The sequence below is a fragment of the Stutzerimonas stutzeri genome, from assembly GCF_002909485.1.
Lineage (GTDB): Bacteria > Pseudomonadota > Gammaproteobacteria > Pseudomonadales > Pseudomonadaceae > Stutzerimonas > Stutzerimonas stutzeri_AH.
This window is the reverse complement of record NZ_PPXG01000001.1, coordinates 165,407-189,084: the sequence shown is the minus strand read 5'-3', so window position 1 is coordinate 189,084 and position 23,678 is coordinate 165,407. Positions and strand designations below refer to the sequence as shown.

The window sequence follows — 23,678 nt, the reverse complement described above, 5'->3', positions numbered from 1 at the left end:
CCGCCGGGCCGATGGCGCGTGACGTGGCGAACGTCTGGTGGGCGATGTTTGGCTTTTCCGTGCTGGTGCTGCTGGTTGTGAGCGCGCTGTGGATCTACGCCATGCTGCGTCGCCCGCAAAGCCACACCGCTGAAGAAGCAAAACGCATAAATCGGCGCTGGATCATCGGCGGCGGCATCATCCTGCCCACCGTGAGCATCATTGCGCTGTTGGCTTTCGGCATTCCGACAGGGCGCAACATGCTGCCGCTACCCGTCGAGGGCGAGCAGCCGCTGCGTATCCAGGTCATCGGCCATCAATGGTGGTGGGAGGTGCGCTATCCGGAGAGCGGCGTGGTGACGGCCAACCAGTTCATTCTGCCGGTCGATCGCCCGGTCGACGTCGAGGTCACCAGCGCCGACGTGATTCACTCGTTCTGGGTGCCGCGCCTGGGAGGCAAGTTGGACATGGTCCCCGGACGGACCAACACCTTGCGCCTGCAGGCATCACAGACCGGCGTGTTCCGCGGGCAATGTTCGGAATTCTGCGGCAGCCAGCACGCCCATATGATTCTGCACGTCGAGGCTCTCGAGCCCGACGCTTTTGCCAGCTGGATCGAAAGCCGCACAGACCTTCAGCACCAGGCGCCAACCGGCGCCGCAGGCAACGTCTTCAACGATCGCTGCAGCCAATGCCACCGCGTAGCCGGCGTCAGCGATGGCAATCGCGCCCCAGACCTGAGCGACCTTGCTACGCGCCCAACCCTGGGTGCAGGGGTGATCGCCAACGACAGTGAAGGCCTACGGCGTTGGCTGAGCGATCACCAGAGCCTGAAACACGGCATCGCAATGCCTCGCCACGACGACATTCCTGAAGAAACCCTCGGCCAGCTTGCCGACTGGCTGGAGACCCTAGCTCCATGAACCCAACGCAAAAAAGTGGCGCAGCCGCAACCGATCTCGAACAGATGCAGGACGAATTTGACAAGGTCTGGGGCAACCCGCGCGGGTGGCGCGCACTGACCATTGTCAATCACACCACCATTGGTCTGCGCTTTCTGGTCACCGGCGCGTTTTTCTTTCTGGTAGGCGGCCTGCTGGCCATGCTCATCCGCACGCAGCTTGCGCTGCCCGGCTACGAGCTGATGGAGCCAGACGTCTACAACCAGGTCTTCACCATGCACGGCACGGTGATGATGTTTCTCTTCGCCGTACCGATGATGGAGGGGCTGGCGGTCTACCTGATCCCGAAGATGATCGGCGCACGCGATCTGGTGTTTCCGCGCCTTTCCGCCCTTGGCTATTACTGCTACCTGTTCGGCGGACTGATCCTGCTCTCGAGCATCTTTCTCGATCTCGCGCCCAAGGCGGGCTGGTTCATGTACACGCCGCTGTCCAGCTCGGCGCATACCCCCGGGGTGAACTCAGACTTTTGGCTGCTGGGCATCACCTTCGTGGAGATTTCCGCAGTGAGTGCGGGCGTCGAGCTGGTGGTGTCGATCCTGCGCACCCGCACCAACGGCATGGCGCTACACAAGATGCCACTGTATGTGTGGTACATCCTGGTGATGGCGATGATGATCGTGGTCGGTTTTCCGCCGCTGATCCTCGGCTCCATCCTGCTGGAGCTGGAGCGCGCAGCCGGCATGCCGTTCTTCGATGTCGCCCGCGGCGGCGATCCGGTGCTCTGGCAACACCTGTTCTGGCTGTTTGGTCATCCGGAGGTGTACATCATCTTTCTGCCGGGTGCCGGGATCGTCTCCACGCTGATTCCAGTGTTCTGCCAGCGCCCCCTGGTGGGCTACCGTTGGGTCGTACTGGGCGTACTGACCACCGGCTTCATCAGCTTCGGGCTGTGGGTGCACCACATGTTCACGGTGGGCATCCCCCAGCTGGCCACGGCGTTCTTCTCGGCAGCGAGCATGTTGGTGGCAATCCCCACCGGCGTGCAGATTTTCGCCTGGCTGGCAACGCTCTGGCTCGGCAAACCGGTGTACAAGGTGCCAATGCTCTGGTTGGTGGGATTCTTAATCGTCTTCGTCGCCGGCGGACTGACCGGGGTGATGCTGGCGCTGGTGCCTTTCGACTGGCAGGTGCACGACACTCACTTCGTCGTCGCGCATATGCACTACGTGCTGGTGGGCGGCATGGTCTTCCCGTTGATGGCCGGGCTTTACTACTGGCTGCCGCATTTCTCCGGGCGCATGCCCTCGGCGAAGCTCGGTCGCTGGGGCTTCTGGCTGTTCTTCATCGGCTTCAACGTAACGTTCCTGATCATGCACTGGACCGGCCTGATCGGCATGCCACGCCGCGTCTACACCTACGACACGGGCCTGGGCTGGGACATGCCCAACTTGGTGTCGTCGATCGGCAGCTTCATCATGGCTGCAGGCGTGGCGACCATACTGCTGGATATCATCCTGCATTTCCGTTTCGGTGTTCGCGCGCCGAAGAACCCATGGAACGCCGATACGCTGGAGTGGGCCACAAGCCTGCCGCCCAGCGCGTACAACTTCGTCAGCCTGCCTGATGTGACGGACCGCCATCCCCTATGGAAAGATCCTGAACTGCCAGACAGCATCGCCCGCGGTGAACATGCGCTGACGGTAATCGACCATGGTCGGCGGGAGACTTGGGGCAGTGATCCGCTGACGGGCAAGGTCCGCGAGATCATTCATTTGCCGGGCAACAGCTGGCTGCCGTTCATCGCCTCGGTGTTCCTTGCCGCGCTTTGCCTGAGCCTGCTGAACAAGGCCTACATCCTCTCCATCATTGCCACTATGGCGACGCTGATCGTGCTATTGCGATGGTCTTGGGAAAACGGCGCCCACCCGGCTGCCGCCCCCGATGCGCATACCCAGCCAGGTGAGCCCCCACTGCATTCACGCACCTTCGACGGACCAGGTCTGTGGGGTATGGGTGTGACGCTGCTGGCCAATGGCGCGCTCTATCTGTCGCTGCTGTTCGGCTGGTTCTACCTGTGGACCGTCTCGCCGCAATGGAAAGTGCCGGACAGCGGCCTGAATGGTTGGCTGATGCTGGCCAGCGCGCTGCTGCTCAGTGCCGGCACGCTCTGGCTGCACCGTTTGATCAAACACCTGCGGGCAGGCACACACAGTGGGCTGATGCAGCAGCTCGCGCTGTTGGGGTGCATCGCGCTGGCGCAGTCGGCCATGTTGCTTTGGCTGATGTTGACGGCAGGGCTGGCCCCGACCGAAACGGCCCACGATGCGGTGATCTTCGTGATGCTGGCGTACAACCTGATCCACTGCACGCTGGCAGCAGTGCTCACCGGCCTGCAGGCATGGCGGGTGAGCCTTGGTTACGTGGGTGACAAGGCACCATACGAGCCCGTCGTGGTGGAGCAACTCTGGTACTACAACCTTGGGGTGCTCTGGATCAGCTATGCGGCGATTGTGCTGTTTCCAGCAACTTGGGGAGGCGCCTGATGGCATACGCTCGCACTTCACCCTTCCACCCGGTACAGATCCCGATCGGGCTGATCATCTGGAGCCTGTGGTTCGTCGCGATGTACGGTGGCCAGGCAGTGATCTGCAAAGTAAGCCCGCCGGACCCCGCAGAAGGCGTATGGAACTGGCTGAACGGCGGCCTCGGCGTGCTGACCCTGCTGACGCTGGCACTATTACTCTGGCTGGCGCGCTACTTCTGGCGCCTGTCGCGACCGCCTCAAGAGTTGAACGAGCGGCAACTTTTCGTCACCAAGGTGGCCGCGGGCATTCACTTTATCGCAGCGCTGGCGACCCTCTTCGTTGGCATTCCGCTGTTGCAGATTCCGCCATGCCTGTAGACCTTTCTAAGAATCGCTGGACGCGGACTCTAGCGTTGACGGCGATCACCCTGCCTCTGCCCGCCCATGCTCATGGCCTGTTCGACGCCCATATCCTCGAGCGCGCGCCCCTGCTGCTCACGGCCGTTCTGGTCGCGGCCGCGTGGCTGCTTTATGTGCTGGGCGCCCGCAAGGTGCCACCGCGGCGCAGCGAAGCATTCTGCTTTCACAGTGCCATGCTACTGGTCGTATTGGCCGTATTCGGGCCAATCGACGATTGGGCGGAAAGCAGCACCAGCTGGCACATGACCCAGCACATGCTATTCATCATCGTGATTGCCCCGCTGTGGGCGCTGGCCAGGCCGCTGCCGCAATGGCGCGGTGTCACCGGCAGGTTCGCGCAGCCGGTGTGGACGGGCATCCTTCGCGCCGGTCGTTATCCCACGCTACTGGCATTGCTGCACGGAGCGATCATCTGGATCTGGCACACGCCGAAGCTCTACGTGTTGGCGCTGGACAACCTGTGGTGGCATGCATTCGAGCACGCCTGCTTTCTGTTCACCGGCTGGCTGTTCTGGTGGTCGGTGTTGCGTGCCAATCCAAAGCAGGTACCGCAGGCGCTGATGGCCGTATTGCTGACGCTGATGCACACCGGTCTGTTGGGCGCCCTGCTCACCTTCGGCACTGTCTCGTTCTACGGCGAAGGTCGTTCGGTGGAGGACCAGCAACTGGCCGGGCTGATCATGTGGGTGCCGGGCGGGCTGATCTACCTGATTGGCGGCGGCTGGATCGCCTGGCGCTGGCTGACCCGCATGTGGCGGCGCCAGCAAGCGGGCGGTAATCGCGAGGAATTGACCTGAGGCCGAGTGATCGAACCGGCACGCCCATCGATCACTCGCTCTTCTTACGAATCCAGTAGAGGTAGGTGCCTGCCGCTTCCTGCTGTTCGACCAGATCATGGCCAAGGAAAATGCAGAACTTGGGGATGTCGCGCTGGGTCGAGGGATCGGTGGCGATCACCTTGAGCAAGGCGCCACCGGCCAAATCGCGCACCTTGTTGTGCAGCATCATCACCGGCTCGGGGCAGTTCAGGCCGCTGGCATCGAGTACGGCATCGACGGTCATTTCAGCTGATTGGGTCATCTTGGGCTCCGGAAATCAGGTCGGCATTGTCGCGCAAGCAGGCGAACAGGTCATCCGCGTGTATCAGAGGCGCCGCAGATGACAGGTCACCTCTTCACGATCGTGATACAGCTGCTTGCAGCCGATACTGGCCTTGACGCCGCGCGCGGCCAGGCCATCGGCAATTCGCTCCAGCAGTCTTTTCACTTCGGCATAGCGCTGCTTCATCGGCAGTTTGAGGTTGACCACCGCTTCGCGGCATAGGCCTTCGCCAATCCATGTTTCCAGCAGCGCCGCATTCCGTGCCGGCTTTTCGACGATGTCGCAGACCATCCAGTTCACCGGTTTGCGCGGACGAAAAGTGAAGCCGTCAGCCCGGTAATGCTCGACCAGTCCGGAATCCATCAGATCAGGGTCCATCGGTCCGTTGTCTACCGCGCTGACCTTGATGTGCCGATTGACCAGCTGCCAGGTCCAGCCACCCGGCGCCGCACCGAGATCGACCCCGGTCATGCCCGCCGCCAATCGTGTGTCCCACTGGTCACGCGGAATGAAGTGGTGCCACGCCTCTTCCAGCTTGAGCGTGGAACGGCTCGGTGCCTGGCGGGGGAACTTCAGTCGGGGTATGCCCATGGGCCACAGCGCGCTGTTATTGGTCTCGGCGATGCCGGCGAACACCTCTCGGCCGCTCTTGAAGGTCAGCAGCAGACGCGGGCCTCTGCCCTGCTCGTCGAGGCGACAGGCCTTGATCAGCGCCTTGCGTAGTGGTGCCTCGAACTTGCGGCAGAAGTTGGACAGCTCCTTGCCGTCGTTGGTATCCAGTACCTCCAACCACAGGCCGCTGCACACCGGATAACTCGAGAGATACGCCAGAAGCACACTGATGCGATCCGTTTCAGGAAGTTGCAGGTACTCGCCACGCGCCCATTGCCTGGGAAAGATCAGCCCGGCGAAATGCAGCTTGCGCATCAGACGCTCAGCATCGCCGGCATCGCTGCAGATGAACTCCGCGCAAGCACTCTCCGGCCGCGCTTTGGCGTAACCGGCGACGTCGAGTGCGGCGGCATGTTCGCTGATTTCCGCGCAAACCTCGCCTTCGAATCCGGGGCGGCAATGCAGCAGCAATGTGTTCATGTTCGAATCCTGTCAGCGGGCGGACCTGCGCCAAAGCCGCGCATCATAGCTGACCACGGGAACCCTCGCCCGCATGACCCGGTCCAGTGCAGTAGCGAAGCCCTCCGGGCTTCACCGCTCATTCATCAGCCAGCCCTTACCGTGTGGGCACAAGGAGATGAGGAATGCCTTCCCTGGATAGCCTGAAATGCCGCCGAAGCCTCGAAGTCGCCGGCAAGACCTACTACTACTACAGCCTGCCCGATGCGGCTGCTCAGCTGGGCGACATCAGCCGCCTGCCAACCTCTCTCAAAGTGCTGCTGGAAAACCTGCTGCGCTGGGAAGATAACCTGACCGTGCGCGCCGACGACCTGAAGTCGTTGGTGAGTTGGCTGCAGACCCGCAGCTCTGACCAGGAAATCCAGTACCGCCCAGCTCGCGTACTGATGCAGGATTTCACCGGCGTACCGGCTGTTGTCGATCTGGCTGCCATGCGCGATGCCGTCGCAAAAGCCGGGGGTGATCCGCAGAAGATCAACCCGCTTTCTCCGGTGGACCTTGTCATCGACCATTCGGTGATGGTCGATCGCTTCGGCACCAACCAGGCGTTCGAGCAGAACGTCGCGATAGAGATGCAACGCAACGGCGAGCGCTACGAGTTCCTGCGTTGGGGCCAACAAGCCTTCGATAACTTCGCCGTGGTACCGCCGGGCACTGGCATCTGTCACCAGGTGAATCTGGAGTATCTCGGCCAGGTGGTCTGGACCCGTGAAGAGAATGGCGAAACCTTTGCCTATCCCGATACCTTGGTCGGCACTGACTCGCACACCACGATGATCAATGGCCTGGGGGTGCTCGGCTGGGGTGTCGGCGGTATCGAGGCCGAGGCGGCAATGCTTGGGCAGCCGGTGTCGATGCTGATCCCGGAGGTCATCGGCTTCCGCCTGACCGGCAAACTCAACGAAGGCGTCACCGCCACCGACCTGGTGCTGACCGTGACGCAGATGCTGCGCAAGCACGGCGTGGTCGGCAAGTTCGTCGAGTTCTATGGCCCTGGCCTGGATCACCTGCCACTGGCCGACCGCGCCACCATCGGCAATATGGCGCCGGAATATGGCGCCACTTGCGGCTTCTTCCCTGTCGACCAGGTGACCATCGACTACCTGCGCCTGACTGGCCGTAACGAAGAGCGCATTGCCCTGGTGGAGGCCTACAGCAAGGCACAAGGCATGTGGCGCGACAGCAATTCGCCCGACCCTGAGTTCACCGCCACCCTAGAGCTTGATCTGAGCCAGGTCCGGCCCTCCGTCGCCGGCCCCAAGCGCCCGCAGGACCGCGTGACGCTCGGCGATATTGGCGCGAACTTCGATCTGCTTCTGGAAACCAGCGGGCGCCAGCAACAGACCGATACCGAGTTTGCAGTCGCCGGTGAGAACTTTGCGCTCAAACACGGTGCCGTCGTCATCGCCGCCATCACCTCCTGCACCAATACCTCAAACCCGAACGTGCTGATGGCCGCAGGCCTGGTTGCGAAGAAGGCAATCGAACGCGGCATGAAACGCCAGCCCTGGGTCAAGACATCGCTGGCGCCCGGCTCAAAGGTGGTCACCGATTACCTCGAGCGTGCCGGGCTGACGCGTTACCTGGACGAACTCGGTTTCAATCTGGTGGGCTACGGCTGTACCACCTGCATCGGCAACTCCGGCCCGCTGCCAGACCCTATTGGCCAGGCGATCACCGACAACGACCTGATCGTCTCCTCCGTGCTCTCCGGCAACCGCAACTTCGAGGGTCGCGTACACCCGTTGGTAAAGGCTAACTGGCTGGCATCCCCACCACTGGTGGTCGCCTTCGCACTGGCTGGCACTACTCGTATCGACATGGACCGTGAGCCACTTGGCTATGACGCGCAGAACCAGCCGGTGTACCTGAAGGATATCTGGCCGAGCAGCGCCGAGATCGCCGAAGCGGTCGCGAGCATTGATGGCGAGATGTTCCGCAGCCGTTATGCCGACGTGTTCAGCGGCGACGAGCACTGGCAGAAGATTCCGGTCAGTGCCGGGGACACTTATAAGTGGGACGCCGGCTCCAGCTACGTGCAGAACCCGCCCTACTTCGAGGATATCGGCCAGCCACCGACTCCACCGGCAGATGTTGAGAACGCTCGAGTGCTGGCGGTATTCGGCGACTCGATCACCACCGACCACATCTCGCCGGCCGGCAACATCAAAGCCAGCTCACCGGCGGGCATGTACCTTCAGTCGCTGGGCGTAGCGCCGGAGGACTTCAACTCCTATGGCTCGCGTCGGGGCAATCACGAAGTGATGATGCGTGGCACCTTTGCCAATATTCGTATCCGCAACGAGATGCTTGGCGGCGAGGAAGGGGGCAATACGCTGTATCAACCGAGCGGCGAAAAACTCTCGATCTACGATGCCGCCATGCGCTATCAGGCCGAGGGAGTGCCACTGGTGGTAATTGCCGGCAAGGAATACGGCACCGGCTCCAGCCGCGACTGGGCGGCCAAGGGCACCAACCTGTTGGGCGTGAAGGCGGTGATCGCTGAGAGTTTCGAGCGTATTCACCGCTCCAACCTGATCGGCATGGGCGTTCTGGCATTGCAGTTCGTTGGCGAGCAAACGCGTCAGTCGCTGGGCTTGAACGGTACGGAGAAGCTGTCGATCCGTGGGCTCGATGCCGACATCAAGCCGCGCCAGACGCTGACCGTTGACGTCGAACGCGCCGACGGCTCGCGCGACTCGTTCCAGGTGCTGAGCCGCATCGATACCCTCAACGAGGTGCAGTACTTCAAGGCCGGCGGCATTCTGCACTACGTGTTGCGCCAGCTGATCGGCAGCTGATCGAAACCGGAAGCGCCGGTGCGATTCCTTTCGCACCGGCGTCCGCCGGTCCATCGGCGAGTGGTTTCCAGCTGCCCTGAACATCCCTGCCCGCTGCCCGGCTCCCTGATCGTCACTTCGCATCGCAAAGCACCCGGACACACGTCGACAATCGCCCAAACCTCATGACAGAACCATTAAGCCTTGGCGGCCGCTGGTCGCCTGTGGGCAATAGAAACTGATCCAAGGATCAGCTTTCGCTCAAGAACGCCACTCTCCGGCCGACCAACTGGTCAGCCTGGCCCCTTAAAAAAATACAAAGGTCAGGTGCGCCACCTTACGATTCCTCTTGCCAGGCGTGATAGTCGATGCGTAATAACCAGCCCGTAACTCAACGTGAATACGCCTTTCCAGACCAGAAGCGGCTCGTCTCAACCACGGACCTCAAAGGCCAGATCACGTACTGCAACAGCATCTTTGCCGAGGTTAGCGGCTTCGATCGCGAAGAGCTGATTCGCGCCCCGCATAATTTGGTGCGTCACCCAGACGTGCCGCCCGCCGTATTCGAACATATGTGGTCGACCCTCAAGCAGGGCAAACCGTGGATGGGTATCGTCAAGAATCGCCGCAAGACTGGCGATCACTACTGGGTCAATGCATACGTCACCCCCATTCTCGATCAACAACGGCAAGTCACGGGCTACGAGTCCGTGCGGACCAAACCGACCCGCGAGCAGGTCCAACGGGCGGAAGCGCTCTATGCGCGCATCAATTCCGGCAAAAGCGGGGTGCCCCGCCGCGACACCTGGCTACCGATCCTGAGCAAGTGGATACCGTTCATTGTCATCAGCCAGATCGGCTTTTTCGTCGGCGCTGGATTCGATCATCCTCTAGCGTTTTTTGCTGCAGCGCTGCTGTCCGTGCCGCTGGGTCTCGTGGGTCTGCAATGGCAGCAGAGAGGCCTGAAGCGTCTGTTGCAGCTGGCACGTGAGACCACCAGTGACCCGCTTATCGCATGCATGTACACCGATAGCCGAGGTGTCGAGGCGCAACTGGAGATGGCGATGCTCAGCCAGCAGGCTCACCTGAAGACCTGTCTGACTCGCTTGCAAGACACCGCTATCCATCTTCAGGGCCAAGCCAAGCAGGCCGACTCCCTGGCACAGAACTGCGCCAATGGTCTTGTGCAGCAGCATCAGGAGACCGAGCAGGTTGCAACAGCCATCAACGAAATGGCTGCCACCACACAGGAGGTGGCAAGCAACGTCGCGCTAGCGGCCGAGGCAACCAGAGAAGCGAGTCGCCTGACTGTTCATGGCCGTGAGGTTACCGCCGAAACACGTATCGCGATCCAGCAGCTGTCCGACTCGGTGGCCAAAACGGGTGAAGCGGTCAATCAGCTGGCGAACGATAGCCAGGCGATTGGCGGCGTGGTCGATGTCATCAAGAGCATCGCTGACCAGACCAACCTGCTGGCGCTCAACGCAGCCATCGAGGCCGCACGGGCAGGCGAAAGCGGGCGCGGATTCGCTGTGGTGGCAGATGAAGTACGCCAGCTCGCCCAGCGCACGACTTCAGCCACCGGCGAGATTCATCAGCTGATCGAGAGATTGCAGTCTCAGGCGCGTCATGCAGTGCAGACAACCGAAGATGGCCACGTGCATGCCGCCCGTGGCGTCGATCAGGTGGCCCAGGCCGACCAGGCCCTCGCCGGCATCAATGAAGCGATGGGCAATATCATCGACATGACCACACAGATCGCGTCTGCTACGGAGCAGCAAAGCGCGGTCGCTGATGAGATCAGCCACAACGTCAGTACCATTGCCCGTCTCGCCGACCAAACCTCGGGGGATGCCCGCAGTTCTGCACTGCTCAGCGAAGAACTCACTGCGACCGCGGAAGGCCAGTACTCGCTGGTGGAGCGGTTCAACCGCTGAGGGCAATCCACGGCCGTTGTTGTGAGGCGTCGGCCGTGGATAGCAGCATTCTCATTACCTCACCAAACCATGCAGAAAAGCCGCTACTGCGTCGGCGGCGCTATCTAGATGCTGATCATGGGTCAGTCCGGAACGTTTCAACGGCTTGAGATCATGATCTGCCGCCGCGAGCCAGTACAAACTGATCGCTGGCGACAGTTTGTACTGCTCAACCGTTTCGCGGTTGCCCAATGTGTCGCGCTCACCTTGTATGACCAACGTCGGTGTCTGTAGCGCGGCGAGGTGGACTACCCGCGGTTTATCCTGGTTACCAGCAGGATGAAACGGATAGCCCAGACAGACCAACGCATCTGCCCCTATTTCGTCGGCCAACAGACTGGCCATACGACCGCCCATCGACTTGCCGCCGATCGCTAGAAGCCCTGTGGCCTGCTGTCGCACCTGGGCGTAGATCTCGCGCCATTGCGCAAGCAGCTGCGCCTGTGGACTGGGTGGTCGCTTGCGGCCTTCCGCACGACGCGCCGCCATGTAGGCGAACTCGAAGCGGCACACTGCAACCCCGCGGCCAGCAAGGCGATCAGCCATTTCATTCATGAACGTACTGTCCATCGGTGCACCCGCGCCATGGGCCAGGACCAAGCTCGCCCAAGCACCGCCTCGTGGTTGGTTCCATCTGACGAGATGACCTTTGTCACTTTGTGTGTATTGATCCGTGTCAATACCGGCAGATTGCCCTTTCCCCATCCTTGCCTCGCTTTCTATTAGAAAGAAAAAAACTGCTCATTACCCGTGGATGGAAGCCCATACATGAACACAGCAACCAGTACCGCCTACAGTTACAAGGTGGTCCGCCAATTCGCCATCATGACGGTGGTGTGGGGAATCGTCGGGATGGGGCTCGGCGTTTTCATCGCAGCACAATTGGCCTGGCCATTTCTTAACTTCGACCTCCCGTGGACCAGCTTCGGTCGTCTACGCCCATTGCACACCAACGCGGTGATTTTCGCCTTTGGCGGCTGTGCTCTGTTCGCAACGTCCTACTACTCGGTTCAGCGCACCTGTCAGACCACCCTGTTCGCGCCGAAACTGGCCGCGTTCACCTTCTGGGGTTGGCAGTTGGTAATCCTCCTCGCTGCGATATCCCTGCCGCTGGGTTTCACCAGTTCCAAGGAATACGCGGAGCTGGAATGGCCGATCGACATCCTGATCACCATCGTCTGGGTGGCGTATGCCATCGTCTTTTTCGGAACGCTGGCGACGCGAAAGGTCAAGCACATCTACGTCGGTAACTGGTTCTTCGGTGCATTCATCCTGACCGTGGCGATCCTGCATATCGTCAACAACCTGGAAATTCCGGTTACCGCGATGAAGTCCTATTCGCTGTATGCCGGTGCAACCGATGCGATGGTGCAATGGTGGTACGGCCACAACGCCGTGGGCTTCTTCCTAACCGCTGGTTTCCTCGGAATCATGTACTACTTCGTGCCGAAGCAGGCCGAGCGTCCGGTGTATTCCTATCGCCTGTCGATCGTCCACTTCTGGGCACTGATCACCGTCTACATCTGGGCCGGCCCGCACCACCTGCACTACACCGCGCTGCCGGATTGGGCGCAGAGCTTGGGCATGGTGATGTCGCTGATTCTGCTGGCTCCGAGCTGGGGCGGCATGATCAACGGCATGATGACGCTGTCCGGTGCCTGGCACAAACTGCGTAGCGATCCGATCCTGCGCTTCTTGGTGGTATCGCTGGCGTTCTACGGCATGTCGACCTTCGAAGGTCCGATGATGGCCATCAAGACCGTCAACGCCCTGTCCCACTACACCGACTGGACCATCGGCCACGTACACGCCGGCGCCCTCGGCTGGGTTGCCATGGTATCCATCGGCGCCCTGTATCACCTGGTCCCGAAAGTCTTCGGTCGCGAGCAGATGCACAGCATTGCGCTGATCAACACCCACTTCTGGCTGGCAACCATCGGTACCGTTCTCTACATCGCCTCGATGTGGGTCAACGGTATCGCCCAAGGCCTGATGTGGCGCGCGATCAACGACGACGGCACCCTGACCTACTCCTTCGTCGAATCGCTGGAAGCCAGTCACCCCGGCTTCGTAGTGCGGATGATCGGTGGTGCGATCTTCTTCGTTGGCATGCTGGTGATGGCCTACAACACCTGGCGCACCGTGCAGGCTGCCAAGCCCGCCGAGTACGACGCTGCCGCGCAGATCGCCTGAGGAGCCTAGGTAAATGAAACAGCACGAGAAACTAGAAAAGAACGTCGGCCTGCTGGCCCTGTTCATGATCCTCGCGGTGAGCATCGGCGGTCTGACCCAGATCGTTCCGCTGTTCTTCCAGGACGCCGTGAATGAGCCGGTAGAGGGCATGAAGCCCTACACCGCACTGCAACTGGAAGGCCGTGACCTGTACATCCGCGAAGGCTGCGTTGGCTGCCACTCGCAGATGATCCGTCCCTTCCGCGCCGAGACCGAACGCTACGGCCACTACTCTGTTGCCGGTGAAAGCGTCTACGACCATCCGTTCCTGTGGGGCTCCAAGCGCACCGGTCCGGACCTGGCCCGTGTCGGCGGCCGCTACTCCGATGACTGGCACCGGGCGCACCTGTACAACCCGCGCAACGTAGTGCCCGAGTCGAAGATGCCGTCCTATCCGTGGCTGGTCGAGAACATCCTCGATGGCAAGGACACCGCCAAGAAGATGTCGGCCCTGCGCATGCTTGGCGTTCCGTACACCGAAGAGGACATCACCAGCGCCCGGGACTCCGTCAATGGCAAAACCGAGATGGATGCAATGGTGGCCTACCTGCAGGTACTCGGCACAGCACTGACCAACAAGCGCTGAGTCGTACTGACCAAGAAAAATGACCGGCTGGCAAATCAGCCGTCAGGTACTTCAATCGCGGACAGCCAGAGTTGCTCGGGCTGTCCAGGAGTAGCACATGAGCACTTTCTGGAGTGGATACATCGCCCTGCTGACGCTGGGCACCATCGTCGCTCTGTTCTGGCTGATCTTCGCCACCCGCAAGGGCGAATCTGCCGGCACGACCGACAAGACCATGGGGCATTCCTTCGACGGTATCGAGGAGTATGACAACCCGCTGCCCAAGTGGTGGTTCATGCTGTTCATCGGCACGCTGCTGTTCGGCATCGTCTACCTGATCCTGTATCCGGGTCTGGGCAACTGGAAAGGCGTTCTGCCGGGCTATGAAGGCGGCTGGACCCAGGAAAAGGAATGGCAGCGCGAAGTCGATCAGGCTGACGCCAAGTTCGGCCCGATCTTCGCCAAGTTTTCGGCCATGAGCGTCGCAGAAGTCGCTCAGGACGAACGCGCACTGAAGATCGGCGCTCGCCTGTACGCCAACTACTGCGCCATCTGCCATGGTTCGGACGCCAAGGGTTCCAACGGCTTCCCCAACCTGGCCGATAACGAATGGCGCTGGGGCGGCGAGCCGGAAACAATCAAGGCAAGCATCCTCCACGGACGAATCGCAGCGATGCCGGCCTGGGGTCAGGTCATTGGCGATGAAGGCGTGAAAAACGTCGCGGCCTTCGTACGCAACGAGCTGGCTGGACTGCCGCTGCCTGAAGGCACCGAGGCCAACCTGGCCGCCGGTTCCGAGGTATACGCGCAAACCTGCTCCGTCTGTCACGGTGCAACCGGCGCAGGCATGGCCGCACTCGGTGCACCGCAGCTGACCAACCCTGCCGCCTGGATCTACGGTTCAAGCCTGCCGCAACTGCAGCAGACCATCCGCCACGGCCGTAACGGTCAGATGCCGGCGCAGGAACAGTACCTCGGCAACGACAAGGTGCATCTGCTGGCGGCATACGTATACAGCCTGTCGCAAACGCCTGAGCAACTGGCGAAGCAGTAAAACCCCTAACAGGGCGGTACCCCATACCGCCCTGTTTTCAATCAAGCCTCCCACCTAAATGACGACATGCGACGCTCTGTCGCAGACCACTCGACACATCCCTTCTTTGCCATACGAGCAAACCGCTTCCATACTCTTCGGCACTCGCCAAGATCCCGCAGAACTACAAGGCGAAACCCTCGATTCAGCACAGCATCGTGGTGTGCCAAGCGATCCTGCGACCCGCATGGAAGACGCTTGAAATCAGAGCCGGAACGGCATCAAGGGGGCTGGAGCTCGTTTGCATTACCCCCCTCCTTTCTCCATACTTGCCGCCGTTTTTGCCCCCCTTGATATGCCATTTAGCGTGGAAGCCTTGCATGAGCACAGCAATAAGTGAGACTGCATATAACTATAAGGTGGTTCGCCAGTTCGCCATCATGACGGTGGTGTGGGGAATCATCGGGATGGGTCTGGGAGTCTTTATCGCCGCGCAGCTTGTGTGGCCGGGACTCAACTTCGACCTGCCCTGGACCAGCTTCGGTCGTCTGCGACCGCTGCACACCAACGCGGTGATCTTCGCCTTCGGCGGTTGCGCCTTGATGGCCACCTCCTTTTATGTGGTGCAGCGCACCTGCCAGGCGCGACTGTTCTCCGACAGCCTGGCCTCCTTCACCTTCTGGGGTTGGCAGGCGGTGATCGTTGCCGCAGTGATCACACTGCCGCAGGGCTTCACCAGTTCCAAGGAATACGCCGAACTGGAATGGCCGATCGACATCCTGCTGGCTGTGGTCTGGATTTCCTATGCGCTGGTGTTCTTCGGCACCATCATGAAGCGCAAGTCCAAGCACATTTATGTGGGCAACTGGTTCTTCGGCGCCTTTATCCTGGTGACGGCGATGCTGCACATCGTCAATAACCTGGAAATCCCGGTTACCTGGTTCAAGTCCTACTCCATCTACGCCGGCGCGACCGATGCGATGGTGCAGTGGTGGTACGGCCACAATGCCGTGGGCTTCTTCCTGACCACCGGCTTCCTCGGCATGATGTATTACTTCGTGCCCAAGCAGGCCGAGCGTCCGGTGTATTCCTATCGCCTGTCGATCGTCCACTTCTGGGCGCTGATCACCCTTTATATCTGGGCCGGCCCGCACCACCTGCACTACACCGCGCTGCCAGACTGGGCGCAGAGCCTGGGCATGGTGATGTCGATCATCCTGCTGGCACCGAGCTGGGGCGGCATGATCAACGGCATGATGACCCTGTCCGGCGCCTGGCATAAGCTGCGTACCGATCCGATCCTGCGCTTCCTGGTGGTCTCCCTGGCGTTCTACGGCATGTCGACCTTTGAAGGTCCGATGATGGCCATCAAGACCGTCAACGCCCTGTCCCACTACACCGACTGGACCATCGGCCACGTACACGCCGGCGCCCTCGGCTGGGTGGCGATGATCACCATCGGTTCGATGTATCACCTGATTCCGAAGGTCTTCGCTCGCGAGCAGATGCACAGCATCGGCCTGATCAACGCACACTTCTGGTTGGCTACCATCGGCACCGTGCTCTACATCGCCTCGATGTGGGTCAACGGCATCGCCCAAGGCCTGATGTGGCGTGCGATCAACGAAGACGGCACCCTCACCTACTCGTTCGTCGAAGCACTTGAAGCCAGCCACCCAGGCTTCGTGATCCGCATGATCGGTGGTGCGTTCTTCCTCATCGGCATGTTCTTGATGGCCTACAACACCTGGCGCACCGTGCGTCACGCCAAGGCTGCCGACTATAACGCTGCCGCACAGATCGCCTGAGGAGCCGAGCAATGAAGAATCACGAAATACTGGAAAAGAACGTCGGTCTGCTGACCCTGTTCATGATCCTCGCGGTGAGCATCGGCGGTCTGACCCAGATCGTCCCGCTGTTCTTCCAGGATGTCGTCAACGAGCCGGTGGAAGGCATGAAGCCCTACACCGCACTGCAGCTCGAAGGTCGTGACCTCTACATCCGTGAAGGCTGCGTCGGCTGCCATTCACAGATGATCCGTCCGTTCCGCGCAGAAACCGAGCGCTACGGCCACTACTCCGTCGCGGGCGAAAGCGTCTACGACCATCCGTTCCTGTGGGGCTCCAAGCGTACCGGTCCGGACCTGGCCCGTGTCGGCGGCCGCTACTCCGATGACTGGCACCGCGCGCATCTGTACAACCCGCGCAACGTAGTGCCGGAATCGAAGATGCCGTCCTACCCGTGGCTGGTGGAAAACACCCTCGACGGCCGGGACACCCCCAAAAAGATGAACGCCTTGCGCACCTTGGGCGTGCCTTACACCGATGAAGATATCGCCGGTGCGAAAGACGCGGTAAGGGGCAAGACCGAAATGGATGCCATGGTGGCCTACCTGCAGGTCCTTGGCACTGCACTCACCAACAAACGGTAACGCACCATGGATATCGGGACTCTTCGCGGTCTGGGCACTATTTTAGTCGTCGTCGCCTTCATTGGCGTCGTGCTCTGGGCTTACAGCAGCAAACGCAAGAACAGCTTCGATGAAGCCGCCAACCTGCCCTTCGCAGACGAGCCCGACGCCAAGAAGCGTGATGAAGAAGCGTCCAGGAGTAAGAAATAAATGACCTCGTTTTGGAGTTGGTACATCACCCTACTGAGCCTGGGCACCATTGCCGCGCTGGTATGGCTGCTACTGGCAACTCGCAAGGGACAACGCCACGAAAGCACCGAAGAAACCGTCGGCCATTCCTATGATGGCATCGAGGAATACGACAATCCGCTGCCGCGCTGGTGGTTCATGCTGTTCGTCGGCACCGTGATATTCGCCCTCGGCTATCTGGTCCTCTATCCGGGACTGGGCAATTGGAAAGGCATCCTGCCCGGCTACGAAGGTGGCTGGACCCAGGTCAAGGAATGGCAACGCGAGATGGACCGCGCCAACGAGCAGTACGGCCCGCTCTATGCCAAGTTCGCCTCCATGCCGGTTGAAGAAGTCGCCAAGGATCCGCAGGCCCTGAAAATGGGCGGTCGTCTGTTTGCGTCCAACTGTTCGGTCTGCCACGGTTCGGATGCCAAGGGCGCCTACGGCTTCCCCAACCTCACCGACAACGAATGGCTGTGGGGCGGCGAGCCCGAAACCATCAAGACCAGCATTCTGGCCGGTCGACAGGCTGCAATGCCAGGCTGGCTGAACGTGATTGGCGAAGATGGCATTCGCAACGTCACCGGCTACGTGCTCAGCCTGTCCGGGCGCAATACGCCGGAGGGTATCAACATCGACATTGAGCAGGGTCAAAAGATCTTCGCCAGCACCTGTGTAGCCTGTCATGGTCCTGAAGGCAAAGGCACCCAGGCAATGGGCGCGCCGGATCTTACGGACAACGTCTGGCTTTACGGTTCAAGTTTCGGCCAGATACAGCAGACCCTGCGCTACGGCCGTAACGGTCGCATGCCTGCCCAGGAAGAAATTCTTGGCAATGACAAGGTGCACCTGCTGGCAGCTTATGTGTACAGCCTCTCGCAACAACCGGAGAAGTGATCGTTCGAGGTCGGGGGTGACGTCCTGTCGCACCCGACCTCTATACTCCGGGCGTACCATTCGCAGCTGGACAGAAAAATGATCCCGGTCGGCATGTACCGACCGGGACACTCACCCTCCGCCGTGGTACGCATTCGATGACTGAGCAAATCCCCGTTCATGATGTAACCCCCCCGAACAAGGTCCAGGCTTCAACAGACCTCTACGCTGCTCGTGAAAAAATCTATACCCGCTCGTTCACCGGTCTTTTCCGCAATCTGCGTCTTGTAGGCGGCGGCCTGCTGTTCATCCTCTATTTTGGTACTGCCTGGCTGAACTGGAATGGTCGTCAGGCGGTCTGGTGGGACCTGCCCGAGCGCAAGTTCTACATCTTCGGCGCCACCTTCTGGCCGCAGGACTTCATCCTGCTGTCGGCGCTGCTGATCATCTGTGCCTTCGGCCTGTTCTTCATTACCGTCTTCGCCGGGCGTGTCTGGTGCGGCTACACCTGCCCGCAAAGCGTTTTCACCTGGGTTTTCATGTGGGCGGAAAAGGTCACCGAAGGTGATCGCAACCAGCGCATGAAGCTGGACAAGGCGCCCATGAGCGCCAACAAGTTCGGTCGCAAACTGGCCAAGCACACAATCTGGCTAGGCGTATCCCTGGCCATCGGCATCACCTTCGTCGGCTATTTCACTCCGATCCGCGAACTGGTACCTGACCTGTTCACCCTGCAAGTCGGAGGTTGGGCGCTGTTCTGGGTAGGCTTCTTCACGCTGGCCACCTATGGCAACGCCGGCTACCTGCGTGAACAGGTGTGCATCTACATGTGCCCCTACGCGCGCTTCCAGAGCGTGATGTTCGACAAAGACACCCTGATCGTTTCCTATGACCCGCGCCGTGGCGAGAAGCGCGGCCCACGCAAAAAGGATGCGGACTACAAGGCCATGGGCCTGGGTGACTGCATCGACTGCACCATGTGCGTGCAAGTCTGCCCGACCGGCATCGACATCCGTGACGGCCTGCAGGTGGAGTGCATCGGCTGCGCCGCCTGTATCGACGCCTGCGACACCATCATGGACAAGATGAACTACCCGCGCGGGCTGATCAGCTACACCACCGAGCACAACCTGTCTGGTCAGAAGACCCACCTGATGCGGCCCCGTCTGATCGGTTATGCCGTTGCGCTGCTGGCCATGATGGGGTTGTTCGCGTACGCCGTGGCCGACCGTTCGCTGGTCAAGCTCGACGTTCTCAAGGACCGCGTGCTGTACCGCGAGAACGAGCAGGGCATGGTGGAGAACGTCTATACCCTGAAGGTCATGAACAAGTCTCAGAGCGAACAGACCTACATCATCGAGGCCAGTGGTATCGATGGCCTGCGTTATGAAGGCCGCAACGAAATCCACTCGGCAGCCGGCGAACTGATCACCATCCCGGTGGAACTGTCCATCGCGCCAGAAAAGCTGCCCTCCAGCACCAACGACATCGTCTTCCATATCCGGTCGGCTAACGATTCTTCAATCAAAGACGATGCAGAGAGCCGTTTCATCGGCCCGAGCATCCGCTGAACAGGTAGTCCATGAGCGCTTCTGATAACGTAAAAACCCGTTGGTACACCCAGTTCTGGGCCTGGTTCGTCATCGGCATCCTGGCGTTGGCGGTGGTGCTCGGCACCTCGCTGCTGGTCATTTCCATCCGCACGGCCGACACCCTGGTATCGGACAACTACTACGATGCCGGCAAGGGCATCAACCAGTCGCTGGAACGCGAGAAACTCGCCGAGCGCCTGCAGGTTCAGGCGCAACTGAAGCTCAACGACGAGCGCGGGCTGGCCGAGCTGCAGCTCAGCGGCAACAGCCATCCGCCGCAACTGGTGCTCAACCTGCTCTCGCCGACACAACCCGAGCGTGATCGCCGCATCATCCTGCAACCCCAAGGTGAAGGCCTGTACCAGGGGCAAATGCAGGATTCCGTCACGGGTCGGCGCTTTATCGAGCTGATCGGTCGTGAAGGCGAGCAGGACTGGCGCCTGTTCGAGGAAATGGAAATCAGCAGCGGCCAGACCTACCAACTGAACCACTGATCGATTCGATGGCAAGTCCTCTCCCCTGCTATCACTGTGGCCTGCCGGTTCCCGCCGGCAGCACCTGGCACGCCCGCGTACTCGACGAGACGCGGGCGATGTGCTGTCCCGGTTGCCAGGCGGTAGCCGAGGCCATCGTCAGTGCCGGTCTGGAAAGCTACTACCTGCACCGCAGCGAGGCTTCGACCAACCCCGGCGCACTTCCTCAGGCTCTGTCCGATGAGCTGGCGCTGTACGACCGCGAGGACGTCCAGCAACCCTTCGTACAGCATGAGGGTGATCTCGCCAGTACCGCGCTGATGATCGAAGGCATCAGTTGTGCTGCCTGCGGCTGGCTGATCGAGCGGCATCTGCTCGGCCTCGACGGCATCGCCGAGGCCAGTCTGAATCTGTCCAATCACCGTCTGCAGGTGCGCTGGAGCGACAGCCGCTTGCCGCTCAGCGAGTTACTCGCCGAGCTTCGCCGCATCGGCTACGCCGCGCATCCCTATCAGGCCGACCAGGTCTCGGAGCGACTGGCCAGCGAAAACCGCCGCAGCCTGCGCCAGATTGGTGTAACAGGACTGCTCTGGATGCAGGTGATGATGGCGACCATGGCCACCTGGCCCGAGTTCAACCTGGATCTTTCAGAAAGTTTCTTCGTCACCTTGCGCTGGACCGCGCTGCTGCTTACCACGCCCATCGTCTTCTATTGCTGTACCGATTTCTTCAAGGGTGCCCTGCGCGATCTGCGCACACGCCACCTGACCATGGACGTCTCGGTCTCACTCGCCATCGGCGGCGCCTATCTTGCCGGCATCTGGTCCACCGTGACCGGCCAGGGCGAACTGTATTTCGACGCAGTAGGCATGTTCGCGCTGTTCCTGCTCACCGGCCGCTATCTGGAGCGCCGTGCACGGGAGCGTACAGCGGCGGCCACTGCGCAACTGGTCAACCTGCTGCCAGCGTCCTGCCTGAGACTGGACGAAGAGGAGCAAACCGCTCGTATCCTGCTTAGCGAGCTGTGTGTGGGTGATCGCATACTGGTGCAGCCGGGCGCTCTCGTCCCGGCTGATGGCCGCATCCTCAGTGGTCAATCGAGTGTTGACGAATCGGTCCTGACCGGCGAGTACCTGCCGCAACCGCGGGACGTTGGCGACTCGGTCACCGCCGGCACTCTGAACGTTGAAGGCCCGCTGACGATCCAGGTGCAGGCGCTCGGTGACGATACGCGCCTGTCGGCCATCGTCCGCCTGCTGGAACGCGCCCAGTCGGACAAGCCGCGTCTTGCCGAACTGGCTGACCGTGTCGCGCAATGGTTCCTGCTGGTGGTGCTGCTGACTGCAGCCGTCGTCGGCATCATCTGGTGGCAGATCGATCCTCAGCGGGCTTTCTGGGTAGTGTTAGCCCTGTTGGTCGCCACCTGCCCCTGCGCCCTTTCGCTCGCCACGCCGACTGCCCTGACCGCCGCTACCGGCACGCTGCACAAGCTTGGCCTGCTGCTCACCCGCGGCCACGTGCTGGAAGGCCTCAATCAGATCGACACGGTAGTGTTCGACAAGACCGGTACCCTTACCGAGGGCCGCCTGACGCTCAGCGCCGTGCACCCGCTCGGCGCACTCGACGCCGATACCTGCCTGGCGCTGGCAGCAGCCCTCGAAAATCGCTCCGAACATCCCATAGCCCGTGCTTTCGGCCGAGCACCACAAGCCGCCGAGTCCGTCGAGACCGTTCCGGGCCTGGGCCTTCATGGCAGCGTCGACGGCCGTAAGCTGCGAATCGGCCAACCCGGCTTCGTCGCTGAAGGCTTCACCCAACCTACCCCCGCCATTCCAGGCGAACAAGGTCAGTGGCTGTTGCTGGGTGACGAACAGGGGCCGCTGGCCTGGCTGGTACTGGACGATCGTCTTCGTGATGATGCCCCCGCACTGCTCGAGGCCTGCCGTGCCCGTGGCTGGCAGACGCTTCTGCTCTCCGGCGATAGTTCACCCATGGTCGGCCAGATTGCCCGCGAACTGGGTATCGATCAGGCCGAAGGCGGTATGACGCCCGCCGCGAAGCTCATCCGACTGCAAGCACTGCAGGCCCAGGGGCATCGGGTGCTGATGCTCGGTGATGGTGTCAATGACGTCCCGGTACTTGCTGCAGCTGATATCAGCGTTGCCATGGGTTCGGCCACTGACCTGGCAAAAACCAGTGCCGATGCGGTGCTGCTATCCAATCGCCTCAGTAGCCTGGCGCAGGCTTTCGACGTTGCACGGCGCAGCCGCCGCATCATCATCGAAAACCTGAGCTGGGCAACCCTTTACAACGGTTTGATCCTGCCGTTCGCCGCCGTTGGCTGGGTGACGCCACTGTGGGCTGCGCTGGGCATGTCGGCCAGTTCTCTGCTCGTGGTGCTCAACGCGCTGAGGCTGACCCGACTGCCAAAAACGCCTGACGCGCCGAACACCAGCAGCCTGAAGTAGGATGAGCGACACCCGCCCCCCCTTCACCTGCATCACGGCATTTTCCGGAGGCCCCATGGCCGCACTCTACATTCTGATACCCGTCGCGATTGTTCTGGTCGCGCTGGCCATCTGGGTATTCTTCTGGGCCGTTGACACGGGGCAGTACGACGACCTGGACGGACCGGCACACAGTATTCTGTTCGACGACGAAGACCCGAAGCATCAGGCCGGCATCGAGCAGGCGGCGCAGAACGACGAGGAGAATCCCAAGCGTGACTGAGCTAGTGCCCCTGCTGCTGTCCGCCTTTGTCCTCGGCCTGCTCGGCGGGGGACATTGCCTGGGCATGTGTGGCGGTTTGATGGGCGCCCTGACCATGGCCATTCCAGCCGAGCAACGCGGCAAGCGCCTGCGTCTGCTGGTGGCCTACAACCTTGGCCGGGTACTGAGCTATGCAGCCGCAGGCCTGCTTGTCGGTCTTGCCGGCTGGGCCGTTGCCAAAAGCCCGGCGGCGATGGCGCTGCGGGTCGTGGCGGCACTGCTGCTGATCGCCATGGGGCTGTACCTGGCAGGCTGGTGGAGCGGACTGACACGCATCGAAACCATGGGGCGCGGCCTGTGGCGACATATCCAACCCGTCGCCAGCCGCCTCATGCCAGTGCGCAACATGCCGCAAGCGCTGTTCCTTGGCACGCTCTGGGGCTGGTTACCCTGCGGGCTGGTCTACAGCACCCTGCTCTGGTCGGCGAGCCAGGGCGACGCTCTCGACAGCGCCCTGCTGATGCTGGCCTTCGGTATCGGTACCTGGCCGGTCCTGCTGGCCACCGGCCTGGCCGCCGAGCGCATGACCGCACTGCTGCGCAAGCGCGGTGTACGCATGGCCGGCGGCATCATGGTCATTCTCTTCGGCCTCTGGACTCTACCCGGCCCCCACCAGCAGTGGCTGATGGGGCATTGAAAGCCAGAGGGGTTGCGGTATCCAGGCTCGCTAGTCGGGTGGAT

At 61.2% G+C, this 23,678-nt stretch carries 21 protein-coding genes; 18 read left to right on the top strand and 3 right to left on the bottom strand.

What is annotated here, in order from left to right:
- Positions 1–11: 11 nt before the first annotated feature.
- Genes coxB through CXK91_RS00835 form a run of 4 tightly spaced genes read left to right on the top strand, consistent with a single transcriptional unit; the run spans position 12 to position 4,625 of the window.
- Positions 12–902, top strand: a complete 891-nt coding sequence (gene coxB, locus CXK91_RS00850; RefSeq protein ID WP_103454981.1) for a cytochrome c oxidase subunit II — start codon at positions 12–14, stop codon at positions 900–902.
- Positions 899–3,427, top strand: a complete 2,529-nt coding sequence (gene ctaD, locus CXK91_RS00845) for a cytochrome c oxidase subunit I (RefSeq protein WP_103454535.1) — start codon at positions 899–901, stop codon at positions 3,425–3,427. The genes coxB and ctaD overlap by 4 nt, the downstream gene beginning before the upstream one ends.
- Positions 3,427–3,786 carry a hypothetical protein gene (locus tag CXK91_RS00840; protein ID WP_103454534.1) on the top strand — a complete coding sequence of 120 codons (360 nt, stop codon included), beginning with the start codon at positions 3,427–3,429 and terminating at the stop codon, positions 3,784–3,786. The genes ctaD and CXK91_RS00840 overlap by 1 nt, the downstream gene beginning before the upstream one ends.
- On the top strand, positions 3,777–4,625 hold the full coding sequence (locus CXK91_RS00835; protein ID WP_103454533.1) for a cytochrome c oxidase assembly protein: 849 nt from the start codon (positions 3,777–3,779) through the stop codon (positions 4,623–4,625). Before CXK91_RS00840 ends, CXK91_RS00835 begins: the two co-directional genes overlap by 10 nt.
- Before the next feature lie 31 nt (positions 4,626–4,656).
- Here CXK91_RS00835 and tusA read toward each other — a convergent pair whose 3' ends face one another.
- Positions 4,657–4,908, bottom strand: coding sequence for a sulfurtransferase TusA (tusA, locus tag CXK91_RS00830; RefSeq protein WP_038660916.1), 252 nt, complete (start codon positions 4,906–4,908; stop codon positions 4,657–4,659).
- Between the two features lie 63 nt (positions 4,909–4,971).
- Positions 4,972–6,021, bottom strand: a complete 1,050-nt coding sequence (rlmM, locus tag CXK91_RS00825; RefSeq protein ID WP_103454532.1) for a 23S rRNA (cytidine(2498)-2'-O)-methyltransferase RlmM — start codon at positions 6,019–6,021, stop codon at positions 4,972–4,974.
- A gap of 164 nt (positions 6,022–6,185) precedes the next feature.
- Here rlmM and acnA point away from each other — a divergent pair, with 164 nt between their 5' ends.
- Both acnA and CXK91_RS00815 read left to right on the top strand, forming a co-directional pair.
- Positions 6,186–8,861, top strand: a complete 2,676-nt coding sequence (acnA, locus tag CXK91_RS00820; RefSeq protein ID WP_103454531.1) for an aconitate hydratase AcnA — start codon at positions 6,186–6,188, stop codon at positions 8,859–8,861.
- A 347-nt stretch (positions 8,862–9,208) separates the two neighbouring features.
- Entirely contained in the window at positions 9,209–10,777 is a 1,569-nt protein-coding gene (locus CXK91_RS00815; protein WP_102819783.1) for a methyl-accepting chemotaxis protein, read from the top strand.
- Positions 10,778–10,831: 54 nt separating this feature from the next.
- On the opposite strand, the gene CXK91_RS00810 is transcribed toward CXK91_RS00815, so the two are convergent.
- Positions 10,832–11,521: an alpha/beta family hydrolase gene (locus CXK91_RS00810; RefSeq protein WP_103454530.1), complete on the bottom strand. Its 690-nt coding sequence runs from the start codon at positions 11,519–11,521 to the stop codon at positions 10,832–10,834.
- Between the two features lie 63 nt (positions 11,522–11,584).
- On the opposite strand from CXK91_RS00810, the gene ccoN (CXK91_RS00805) reads away from it, so the two are divergent.
- The 12 genes from ccoN (CXK91_RS00805) to CXK91_RS00750 all read left to right on the top strand — a co-directional run bounded on the left by ccoN (CXK91_RS00805) (position 11,585) and on the right by CXK91_RS00750 (position 23,634).
- The gene (gene ccoN, locus CXK91_RS00805; RefSeq protein ID WP_103454529.1) at positions 11,585–13,009 is read left to right on the top strand and encodes a cytochrome-c oxidase, cbb3-type subunit I; all 1,425 of its coding nucleotides are present in this window, start codon (positions 11,585–11,587) and stop codon (positions 13,007–13,009) included.
- 13 nt (positions 13,010–13,022) lie between these two features.
- A complete protein-coding gene (ccoO, locus tag CXK91_RS00800) occupies positions 13,023–13,634 on the top strand; it encodes a cytochrome-c oxidase, cbb3-type subunit II (protein WP_103454528.1) in 612 nt (203 codons plus the stop codon).
- A gap of 97 nt (positions 13,635–13,731) precedes the next feature.
- The gene (ccoP, locus tag CXK91_RS00795; RefSeq protein WP_103454527.1) at positions 13,732–14,667 is read left to right on the top strand and encodes a cytochrome-c oxidase, cbb3-type subunit III; all 936 of its coding nucleotides are present in this window, start codon (positions 13,732–13,734) and stop codon (positions 14,665–14,667) included.
- A 359-nt stretch (positions 14,668–15,026) separates the two neighbouring features.
- Positions 15,027–16,454 (top strand): cytochrome-c oxidase, cbb3-type subunit I, encoded by a 1,428-nt coding sequence (gene ccoN / locus CXK91_RS00790; RefSeq protein WP_103454526.1) that lies wholly within the window; start codon positions 15,027–15,029, stop codon positions 16,452–16,454.
- An 11-nt stretch (positions 16,455–16,465) separates the two neighbouring features.
- A complete protein-coding gene (gene ccoO, locus CXK91_RS00785; RefSeq protein ID WP_103454525.1) occupies positions 16,466–17,077 on the top strand; it encodes a cytochrome-c oxidase, cbb3-type subunit II in 612 nt (203 codons plus the stop codon).
- Positions 17,078–17,083: 6 nt separating this feature from the next.
- Entirely contained in the window at positions 17,084–17,266 is a 183-nt protein-coding gene (locus CXK91_RS00780; protein ID WP_103454524.1) for a cbb3-type cytochrome oxidase subunit 3, read from the top strand.
- Positions 17,267–18,184: a cytochrome-c oxidase, cbb3-type subunit III gene (gene ccoP / locus CXK91_RS00775; protein ID WP_103454523.1), complete on the top strand. Its 918-nt coding sequence runs from the start codon at positions 17,267–17,269 to the stop codon at positions 18,182–18,184.
- 137 nt (positions 18,185–18,321) lie between these two features.
- Complete coding sequence (gene ccoG, locus CXK91_RS00770; protein ID WP_103454522.1) at positions 18,322–19,734, top strand: cytochrome c oxidase accessory protein CcoG; 1,413 nt, start codon at positions 18,322–18,324, stop codon at positions 19,732–19,734.
- An 11-nt stretch (positions 19,735–19,745) separates the two neighbouring features.
- Positions 19,746–20,249, top strand: coding sequence for a FixH family protein (locus tag CXK91_RS00765; RefSeq protein ID WP_103454521.1), 504 nt, complete (start codon positions 19,746–19,748; stop codon positions 20,247–20,249).
- An 8-nt stretch (positions 20,250–20,257) separates the two neighbouring features.
- Positions 20,258–22,696 (top strand): heavy metal translocating P-type ATPase, encoded by a 2,439-nt coding sequence (locus CXK91_RS00760; protein WP_103454520.1) that lies wholly within the window; start codon positions 20,258–20,260, stop codon positions 22,694–22,696.
- A 55-nt stretch (positions 22,697–22,751) separates the two neighbouring features.
- Positions 22,752–22,958 carry a cbb3-type cytochrome oxidase assembly protein CcoS gene (ccoS, locus tag CXK91_RS00755; RefSeq protein WP_103454519.1) on the top strand — a complete coding sequence of 69 codons (207 nt, stop codon included), beginning with the start codon at positions 22,752–22,754 and terminating at the stop codon, positions 22,956–22,958.
- The gene (locus tag CXK91_RS00750) at positions 22,951–23,634 is read left to right on the top strand and encodes a sulfite exporter TauE/SafE family protein (protein WP_103454518.1); all 684 of its coding nucleotides are present in this window, start codon (positions 22,951–22,953) and stop codon (positions 23,632–23,634) included. The genes ccoS and CXK91_RS00750 overlap by 8 nt, the downstream gene beginning before the upstream one ends.
- Positions 23,635–23,678 lie beyond the last annotated feature (44 nt).

Coding starts and splice junctions, on each gene's coding strand:
- CXK91_RS00835 (WP_103454533.1), top strand. CDS start 3,777: ATGCCTGTAGACCTTTCTAAGAATCGCTGGACGCGGACTCTAGCGTTG.
- CXK91_RS00760 (WP_103454520.1), top strand. CDS start 20,258: ATGGCAAGTCCTCTCCCCTGCTATCACTGTGGCCTGCCGGTTCCCGCC.
- ccoG (WP_103454522.1), top strand. CDS start 18,322: ATGACTGAGCAAATCCCCGTTCATGATGTAACCCCCCCGAACAAGGTC.
- acnA (WP_103454531.1), top strand. CDS start 6,186: ATGCCTTCCCTGGATAGCCTGAAATGCCGCCGAAGCCTCGAAGTCGCC.
- CXK91_RS00815 (WP_102819783.1), top strand. CDS start 9,209: ATGCGTAATAACCAGCCCGTAACTCAACGTGAATACGCCTTTCCAGAC.
- CXK91_RS00810 (WP_103454530.1), bottom strand. CDS start 11,521: ATGGGGAAAGGGCAATCTGCCGGTATTGACACGGATCAATACACACAA.
- ccoO (WP_103454525.1), top strand. CDS start 16,466: ATGAAGAATCACGAAATACTGGAAAAGAACGTCGGTCTGCTGACCCTG.
- CXK91_RS00765 (WP_103454521.1), top strand. CDS start 19,746: ATGAGCGCTTCTGATAACGTAAAAACCCGTTGGTACACCCAGTTCTGG.
- coxB (WP_103454981.1), top strand. CDS start 12: ATGGCGCGTGACGTGGCGAACGTCTGGTGGGCGATGTTTGGCTTTTCC.
- ctaD (WP_103454535.1), top strand. CDS start 899: ATGAACCCAACGCAAAAAAGTGGCGCAGCCGCAACCGATCTCGAACAG.
- ccoP (WP_103454527.1), top strand. CDS start 13,732: ATGAGCACTTTCTGGAGTGGATACATCGCCCTGCTGACGCTGGGCACC.
- CXK91_RS00780 (WP_103454524.1), top strand. CDS start 17,084: ATGGATATCGGGACTCTTCGCGGTCTGGGCACTATTTTAGTCGTCGTC.
- rlmM (WP_103454532.1), bottom strand. CDS start 6,021: ATGAACACATTGCTGCTGCATTGCCGCCCCGGATTCGAAGGCGAGGTT.
- ccoN (WP_103454526.1), top strand. CDS start 15,027: ATGAGCACAGCAATAAGTGAGACTGCATATAACTATAAGGTGGTTCGC.
- CXK91_RS00840 (WP_103454534.1), top strand. CDS start 3,427: ATGGCATACGCTCGCACTTCACCCTTCCACCCGGTACAGATCCCGATC.
- ccoO (WP_103454528.1), top strand. CDS start 13,023: ATGAAACAGCACGAGAAACTAGAAAAGAACGTCGGCCTGCTGGCCCTG.
- ccoN (WP_103454529.1), top strand. CDS start 11,585: ATGAACACAGCAACCAGTACCGCCTACAGTTACAAGGTGGTCCGCCAA.
- tusA (WP_038660916.1), bottom strand. CDS start 4,908: ATGACCCAATCAGCTGAAATGACCGTCGATGCCGTACTCGATGCCAGC.
- ccoS (WP_103454519.1), top strand. CDS start 22,752: ATGGCCGCACTCTACATTCTGATACCCGTCGCGATTGTTCTGGTCGCG.
- ccoP (WP_103454523.1), top strand. CDS start 17,267: ATGACCTCGTTTTGGAGTTGGTACATCACCCTACTGAGCCTGGGCACC.